The sequence below is a fragment of the Mycobacterium sp. E2462 genome (assembly GCF_001672685.1).
GTDB lineage: Bacteria > Actinomycetota > Actinomycetes > Mycobacteriales > Mycobacteriaceae > Mycobacterium.
On sequence record NZ_LZKC01000320.1, the window covers coordinates 1 to 761 of the forward strand.

General features: G+C 77.9%; 1 pseudogene. It reads left to right on the forward strand.

Going from position 1 to position 761, the window contains the following annotated elements:
* Positions 1-761, forward strand: a pseudogene (locus A5714_RS26665) (polyketide synthase); the annotation flags it as partial.

The window sequence follows — 761 nt, forward strand, 5'->3', positions numbered from 1 at the left end:
CTACCCGCTCGCCGGCATCCTCGGCGACGACGCCGCGACGGTCACCGGATCCGGACACCGCGACACCCCGCCGGCCGACGCGCTGTCGGCGGGCCTCGCCGCCCTGGGCGCCGCCGACCCCGCCTGCGACTGGGCGCCCGCCGTCCCGGCCGCCAACCGCCCACCGCTGCGTGGGTTCCCCAACGCGCCGATGCGGGCGGTGCACCTGTGGGTGGCCCCGGACCGGCTCGCTGACGCAACGCCGCCCGCGCCGGCGCTCACCGTCGCCGTCGAGGACTGGCAGGCCGCGGCGCCGGTCGCCGACCGGCCGGGCGCGCTGACCATCGGCCTGCACGCCGACGAAAGCTCGGCCGAGCTGGCCCGGCGGATCACCGAAGCCATTGCGGCACAGGGTGACTCCCGCGTCGTCGCGCCCGTCGAGGCCGAGATCCTGGTCGTCATCGCCCCCGCCCTCGATCACACCGACCCCGCCGCGGCGATCGACCACATCGGGCGCCGTCCCGACGCGGGCCTACCCGACTACGCCGGCCTGATCGGGCCGCGCTGCCGCGCGGTGTGGCTGCTCACCGCGCGCGCCGAACAGGTGGGCGCCACGGCCGAGGCCCCGGCGCAGGCGGCGCTGGCGGCGATGCACCGCAGCGTCGGATTCGAGTTCCCGGACCAGGCGTTCGGGCACCTCGACCTGGCCGACCGTGACGTCGACGCGCGCACCGCGACCTCCGAAGCCTCGCCGCGTAGCGCGGCGACGACGGCGTGGGCGG